Origin of the sequence: Actinophytocola sp. (assembly GCF_036402745.1) — a bacterium.
Lineage (GTDB): Bacteria > Actinomycetota > Actinomycetes > Mycobacteriales > Pseudonocardiaceae > Actinophytocola.
In genome coordinates this window covers 1-6,736 of sequence record NZ_DASWSJ010000343.1, presented here as the reverse complement: position 1 = coordinate 6,736, position 6,736 = coordinate 1, and the positions used below count along the sequence as shown (strand labels likewise).

Below are 6,736 nucleotides of genomic sequence, written 5' to 3'. Positions count from 1 at the left end.
CACCGGCCGGGACTACCTGAGCCGCTGAGTCAGAGGTCGCGGTCACGCTCGTCGAGTCGGCGGCGTACCGCGATCACGATCCCGAGCACCACGAACGGCGTGATCGCCAGCACCAGCGTGAGCACCTGCTCGAGCGCGTGCACCGGGCCGACATGCCAGGCGGTCACGTGTGGCCCCACGCGTCAGCCCATGTAGGGATAGCGGTAGTCGGTCGGCGGCACCAGCGTCTCCTTGATCGAGCGCGGTGACGTCCACCGTTGCAGGTTGATCGCGGCCCCCGCCTTGTCGTTGGTCCCGCTCGCCCGGCCACCGCCGAACGGCTGCTGGCCGACGACGGCACCGGTGGGCTTGTCGTTGACGTAGAAGTTGCCGGCCGCGAAGCGCAGGCCGCGGTGGGCCTCCTCGATGGCCGCGCGGTCGGTGGCGAAGACGGCGCCGGTGAGCGCGTAGGGCGTGGAGCTGTCGACCAGCTCGAGCACCTTGGCGTAGTCGCCGTCGTCGAACACGTGGACCGCGAGGATCGGGCCGAACCACTCGGTGGTGAACACCTCGTTGGCCGGGTCGCTGCCCAGCACGATGGTGGGCTCGACGAAGTAGCCGGTCGAGTCGTCGCAGCCGCCGCCGGTGAGGACCTCCAGCGACGCGGTGGCCGCGGCCATCAGCAGGACGCCCTTGTGCTTGGCGAACGCGCGGCTGTCGATGACCGCGCCGCCGAAGTTCGAGAAGTCCGTGACGTCGCCGAAGGTGAGCGACGCGGTGGTGTCGACGAGCTGCTCACGCACGCCGGACTCCCACAGCGACCGGGAGATGTAGGCCCGCGAGGCGGCCGAGCACTTCTGGCCCTGGTACTCGAACGCGCCGCGGACGAGCCCGGTGACGACCGCGCCGGGGTCGGCCGAGCGGTGCGCGACGACGAAGTCCTTGCCACCGGTCTCGCCGACGATCCGCGGGTAGGCCCGGTAGGTGTCGAGCCGCTCGGCCATCGTGCGCCACAGGTGCTTGAAGGTCTTGGTGGAGCCGGTGAAGTGCAGGCCGGCGAAATCCGGGTCGGCCAGCGCGACCTCGCTGACCGCGGCGCCGTCGCCGGTGACCATGTTGATCACGCCCGGCGGCAGGCCGGCGGCCTCGAGCAGGCGCATCGTGTGGTGCGCGGCGAGCTGCTGGGTGGGCGAGGGCTTCCAGACGACGGTGTTGCCCATCAGCGCGGGCGCGGTGGGCAGGTTGCCGGCGATGGCGGTGAAGTTGAACGGGGTGATCGCGGTGACGAAGCCGTCCAGCGGCCGGTGGTCGAACCGGTTCCAGACGCCGGCGCCCGAGTTCGGCTGCTCGGCGAGGATCCGCCGCGCGTAGCTCACGTTGAACCGCCAGAAGTCGATGAGCTCGCAGGCGGCGTCGATCTCCGCCTGCTGCACGGACTTGGACTGGCCGAGCATGGTGGCCGCGTTCAGCGTGTCCCGCCACGGCCCGGCCGCGAGGTCGGCCGCACGCAGCAGCACCGCGGCCCGCTCGTCGAAGGGCAGCTCCCGCCACGCCGGCGCGGCGAGCTTGGCGGCGCCGACCGCGTCGGCCACGTCCTTCGCCGTCGCCTGCGCGGACACCCCGAGGACGTGCTTGTGGTCGTGCGGCTGGACCACGTCGATGGCCTCGCCGCCGGCCATGCGCTGCTCGCCGCCGATGGTCATGGTCAGCTCGTGCTGCTCGCCCTCCAGCTCGGCGAGCCGGCGCTGCAGCGACTCGCGCTCCGCGCTGCCCGGCGCGTAGGTCCGCACGGTCTCGTTGACCGGCTCGGGCACGGACGAAACGGCGTCCATGATGTGGCTCGCCTCCCTTGTACTGGAACGGCTTGTGACCGTTTTCTGCGGGGTTACCGTCATCCTGTCATGAGTCGGGCGCCCACCAGGCAACGAGCGCCTCGACCTCGGCCTTGTAGAGCAGCTCGGCGTCGATGCCGGAGAGCGCGAACTGGTCGGCGACCTCGAGGCTGAGGACGCCGTGCAGCCGGGTCCAGACCGTGAGGCCCCAGTGCTGCTGGCGCGGGGTGAGCGCGCCGTGGCCCATCCGCTCGCCCCAGGCGGCGACCTGCTTGTGGAGGGTCGACCTGGTCGGCTTGCCCGCGTCCTCGCCCACGGCCGCGAGCAGGGCGGTCATCGCGCGGTTGGCGGCGGCCAGCGTGTGCTCGGGCGCCTCGTAGCCGGGGACCGGGGTGCCGAAGAGCAGCAGGTAGCGGTGGGGTTCCGCGACCGCCCAGGCGCGCATCGCCGTGGCGGCCGCCCTGAGCCGGGCCGCGGGGGTCTTCGCGCCGGCCACCGCGGTCTCGAGGGTGTCGGCCAGGTCGTGGTAGCCGTCGGAGATCAGCTCGGTGAGCAGCGCGTCGCGGTTGGCGAAGTAGCGGTAGAGCGCGGGGCCGGTGATGCCCATGCGCTTGCCGATGGCGTTGACCGAGATGCCGGCGATGCCGTCCCCGGCCAGCTGTTCCAGCGCGATGCGCTTGGCCTCGTGGCGGGTCTGCTCGCGGTACTGCTGCCTGCGGTCCATGTTCCTCCCTTGACACACCGAGCCTAACACCCTCTAATTGTGGTTAGAACTTCTAACTCCAGTGACTAGCTCTAAGGAGATCGACATGGAGATCGTGCTGACCGGTGCGGGTGGGCCCGAGAAGCTGCGGGTGTCCTCCGGCGACGCGCCGATGCCCGGCAAGGGGCGGGTCCGGGTGCGGGTGGAGGCGAGCGGCGTGAGCTTCGCCGAGGTGCAGATGCTGCGCCGGCGATACCCGATGCAGCCGCGCTTCCCGTTCGTCCCCGGCTACGACCTGGTCGGGACCGTCACCGAGCTGGGCCCTGGCGTCTCCGGGCTCCGGGTCGGGCAGCGGGTGGCCGCGCTCACCCGGACCGGCGCGTGGCGCACGCACGTCGTCGTGCCCGCGGCCACGGTCGTGCCGGTGCCCGCGTCGTTGGACCCGGGCGTGGCCGCGGCGGTGGTGATGAACGGGGTGACGGCGTGGCAGATGGTGCACCAGGTGGCGCGCGTGCGGCCGGGCCAGACCGTGCTCGTCCACGGCGCCGCGGGTGGGGTGGGCACGCTGCTGGTCCAGCTGGCGCGGCGGGCGGGGGCTCGCGTGCTCGGCACGGCCTCCGCGTCGAAGCACGACCTGCTGCGTTCCCTGGGCGTCGAGCCGGTCGACTACCGGTCGGGTTCGGTTCCCGCGGCCGTCCGGGCCCTCGCCCCGGCCGGCGTGTCGGCGGTGTTCGACCACGTGGGCGGCCGCAACTTGGCCGACTCGTACGCCCTGCTGGCCGACGGCGGTGTCCTCATCAGCTACGGCTCAGCCGCCACCCTCCGCGACGAGGGCCACTGGCTGACCCCGTACCTGGGGACGGTCCGCCGGTTCGCGGGGTGGCAGCTGGCGCGTCTGCTGGGCCGCGGCCGGGGCCGCCGGGTGGCGTTCTACTACGTGAAGCCGGGCCCCCGCTTCACCGAGGCCCTGACGGAGGTCTTCGCGCTGACCGAGGCGGGCGAGCTGAACCCACCCATCGCGAAGCGCCTCCCGCTGGAGAACGCGGCGGAGGCCCTGCAACTGCTCCTGGACGGCACAACAACCGGCAAGATCGTCCTCGAAGCCTGACCGTTGTCCACAGGCCCCGGCCGGCCGCCCCGAAACTGTCGGTGCTCGTCGTTAGCCTGGATTCCGGGGGGCCGAGGCCGCCTCCGGCCAGTTGTCCACAGCTCCGGCGCCGCGCCCGCCGAAACTGTCGGTGGCCGCGGATAGGCGGATTCGGGGGCCGGAGGCCATGCCCGGCCCGGTTTGGTCGACCTGTCCACAGCCCTCGCGGGCGGCGCCCAAAACTGTCGGTGCTCGCCATTAGGCTGGATTAGGGGGCCGGAGGCCGCGTCCAGCTCGATCCGGCCGACCTGTCCACAGCCCTCACCGGCGGCACCCGAAACTGTCGGTGGCCGTCGGTAGGATCTCGGGCCGGTGGCCACGGCGCGGCCGTGCATCACAGGCCTTAGAGCAGGCGGAACACCGCGCAGTGCCACGTTTCATCCACCCTCTCCAGGCGAGCGGCGGCCGCGCACACCCGCCGTGGCGTGCCGCCGATGTCGATCACCGCCGCGATCTCCACCGCCGTCGGCGACGGGTAACAGGCGCGGAGGCGGCGCAGCCGGTGCGCGCGGCCCGGCGGCGTGGTGCGCAGCCGGGTGAGCAGGGCCTCGTACGCGGCGTCGGACAGCAGCGTGCGCAGCTGGCCCACCGCGCGCCGGCCCTCCAGCACCTCGAGCACCCTGACCAGCAGCCGCCACAGGGACTCCGGCGTGACGGCCGCCTCCGGCAGGCGCGGCGGGGCGACCAGGGTGAGCTGCGGACCGGCGGCCGGCCGCAGGCTCGACCAGCGCTGCGGCTCCTCCTCGCCGGGCTCGTGCGACGGCTCGTACTCCGGCAGCGCGCGCAGCACGAGACCGGGCTCGGGCGAGTACAGGTACCGAACAGGTGCGGACATGCCTTACCGAGGGCGCTCGGCGTCCACTTGGGACAACGATCACCCCACCGTGTACTCGTGGACACGGAGCGTCAGCGGCGGCGGACCAGCTCGAAGCAGAGGACGGCCGCCGCGCTGGCGACGTTCAGCGACTGGACGCCGCCGCTCATCGGGATCGACAGGAACCCGGTGACCTCGGCGCGGACCTCCGGGCTGACCCCGCCGGTCTCGCCGCCCAGGACATACGCCGCGCGTTTCGGCAGGTCGGCGGTGAACAGGCCGGTCCGGGCGGACCCGTCGAGCGCGAACAGCGGGTACCCGGCCGCGCGCAGCTCGGCGGCGGCCTCGGCGGCGGTGTAGCAGCGCAGGATCGGCGCGTGGAACGCCACGCCGGCCGACGCCTTCACCACCAACGGGTCGAGCGAGGCGACCCCGCGGCGCGGCACGACGATCCCCTCGATGCCGGCGGCGGTGGCGGTGCGCAGGATCATGCCGACGTTGGCCGGCGTGGTGATCCCGTCCAGCAGCAGCACGGAGGCCGGCCGGCCGGCGAGGGCGTCGGCGAGGCGGCGCATCCGCGGGGCGATGACGTCGGCGAGGACGCCCTGGTCCTGCTTTCCGTTGCCGGCCAACACCTTCACCCGATGCGCGCTGGCCCGCTCGACCCGCACGGACCGCGCCGACGCGGCGTCGATGATCTCGCGGGCGGCCGGGCCGCGGGCGTTGTCGGCGAGCACGACCTTGTCCACCCGCAGGTCCACGTCGGCCAGCGCCTCGAGCACGGGCTTGCGCCCGAACACGGTCACGAACCTGTCCTTGGGAGATGGGCCATCCACGCGTGGAGCATTCCACGTCAACGGGCGCGGCGTGTGTCAGGATCTAACCCTGCGCGGTGCCACAGGGAATGGGAGTGCGGTGAGGGTCTACATTCCAGCCACGGTCAGCATGTTGCGTGCGTTGAACGCCAAGGGTGAGGTGGCCGCGGTCGGCGACACCGCGTTCGCGCTGACGCCGGCGTTGCGCGAGTCGTATGCCACGGGGAGCGCCGAGGAGCTCGAGTACGCCGCGATGATCGAGGCGGCGCGCGCGTCGCTGCGCCTGCTGGCGGGCGAGCTGGCCGAGGATCCGGAGGGGGTGCTGCCGCGCCGCGCCGTGATCTCCACGGACGTCGAGGGGGCCACCTTGCGGCCGGACCTCGACTTCGGCGTGGTGCGGTTGGCGGGCTCGGTGCCGTTGAGCCAGGTGGCGGCCGTGCATCTGGACACGGAGGACGCCGAGCCTGCCGTGCGGGCCGCCGCCGAGGTGATCGACGCGGCCGACCTGGGTGACCCGGACGCGGAGTTCACGCTGGGTGACGCTGAGGATCACGAGCTGGCTTGGTATGCGACGGAGGAGCTGCCGTTCCTGCTGGAGCTGCTCTAGGTCCCCGGCATTCCGGGTTCGAGTCCGGCCCCCCGACATCCGGCGTAACGACGGGCACCGACAGTTTCGGGCGCCGCCGGTGAGGGCTGTGGACAGGTCGGCCGGATCGAGCTGGGCGCGGCCTCCGGCCCCCCGACATCCAGCCTAATGACGAGCACCGACAGGTTCGGGCGCCGCCCGCGAGGGCTGTGGACAGGTCGACCAAACCGGGCTGGGCATGGCCTCCGGCCCCCGAATCCAGCCTATCCGCGGCCACCGACAGTTCGGCTCGCGCGGACCGGGGCTGTGGACAACTGGTCGAGATCGGGGCTCGGGCGGCCTCCGGCCCCCCGGATCCAGCGTAACGACAGGGACCGACAGGTTCGGGGCGCTCGGGTGCGGCCTGTGGACAAACCCATCCGGGCCGGACACCGCGGAGCACGGCGCCCAGATTCGGGTGCCGTGCTCCGCGGTTGGTCGAGCCTTCAGGTCAGCGGCGGGGGCCCGTCTTGCCCTTCTTCTGGGCGTCGCGGGCCGCGGCGCGGCGTTCGCGGCGGCTGCTGCCGCCCTGGGCGCCCGGCTTCTGGCCGTTGCCGTTCTGGCCGCCGCGGGACTGGACGCCGCCGCCTTCGGACGGGCCCGAGTACGTGAACTGCTGGTCGCCCTCGGCGGGGCGGCCGCCGCGGAGCGCGGGCGGGATCTGGTCCTGCGCGGGGGGCGGCGGGGTCGGCTGCTGAACCTGAACAGCCTGCGCCGCCCTGGCCGCGGCCTGGGCCACGCGTGCCGCCGGCGCGCCCTGCGGCGCAGGCGGTGCGGCCTCCGGCTCCGCGACCTGGGCGCGGAACAGCAGCATGATGCAG

General features: G+C 73.0%; 7 protein-coding genes and 1 pseudogene. 2 read left to right on the top strand and 6 right to left on the bottom strand.

Translation table 11 applies throughout. The features are described 5' to 3' along the window. Nucleotides 1-29: 29 nt before the first annotated feature. From VGD70_RS31205 to VGD70_RS31195, 3 genes are all read right to left on the bottom strand, one after another. Nucleotides 30-167: a hypothetical protein gene (locus tag VGD70_RS31205; protein ID WP_331087702.1), complete on the bottom strand. Its 138-nt coding sequence runs from the start codon at nucleotides 165-167 to the stop codon at nucleotides 30-32. 15 nt (nucleotides 168-182) lie between these two features. Then, a complete protein-coding gene (gene pruA, locus VGD70_RS31200; protein ID WP_331087700.1) occupies nucleotides 183-1,811 on the bottom strand; it encodes an L-glutamate gamma-semialdehyde dehydrogenase in 1,629 nt (542 codons plus the stop codon). A 67-nt stretch (nucleotides 1,812-1,878) separates the two neighbouring features. Next, nucleotides 1,879-2,535, bottom strand: a complete 657-nt coding sequence (locus tag VGD70_RS31195; RefSeq protein WP_331087699.1) for a TetR/AcrR family transcriptional regulator — start codon at nucleotides 2,533-2,535, stop codon at nucleotides 1,879-1,881. Between the two features lie 85 nt (nucleotides 2,536-2,620). On the opposite strand from VGD70_RS31195, the gene VGD70_RS31190 reads away from it, so the two are divergent. Then, nucleotides 2,621-3,622 carry a medium chain dehydrogenase/reductase family protein gene (locus VGD70_RS31190; RefSeq protein ID WP_331087697.1) on the top strand — a complete coding sequence of 334 codons (1,002 nt, stop codon included), beginning with the start codon at nucleotides 2,621-2,623 and terminating at the stop codon, nucleotides 3,620-3,622. Between the two features lie 382 nt (nucleotides 3,623-4,004). On the opposite strand, the gene VGD70_RS31185 is transcribed toward VGD70_RS31190, so the two are convergent. Then, a complete protein-coding gene (locus VGD70_RS31185; RefSeq protein ID WP_331087695.1) occupies nucleotides 4,005-4,496 on the bottom strand; it encodes an Rv3235 family protein in 492 nt (163 codons plus the stop codon). A 71-nt stretch (nucleotides 4,497-4,567) separates the two neighbouring features. Then, the gene (locus VGD70_RS31180; protein WP_331087693.1) at nucleotides 4,568-5,281 is read right to left on the bottom strand and encodes an RNA methyltransferase; all 714 of its coding nucleotides are present in this window, start codon (nucleotides 5,279-5,281) and stop codon (nucleotides 4,568-4,570) included. A 109-nt stretch (nucleotides 5,282-5,390) separates the two neighbouring features. Between VGD70_RS31180 and VGD70_RS31175 the strand changes: the two genes are divergently transcribed. Continuing rightward, complete coding sequence (locus VGD70_RS31175) at nucleotides 5,391-5,897, top strand: DUF6912 family protein (protein ID WP_331087691.1); 507 nt, start codon at nucleotides 5,391-5,393, stop codon at nucleotides 5,895-5,897. A gap of 469 nt (nucleotides 5,898-6,366) precedes the next feature. Here VGD70_RS31175 and VGD70_RS31170 read toward each other — a convergent pair. Next, nucleotides 6,367-6,736 (bottom strand): annotated as a pseudogene (locus VGD70_RS31170) (preprotein translocase subunit SecA); the annotation flags it as partial.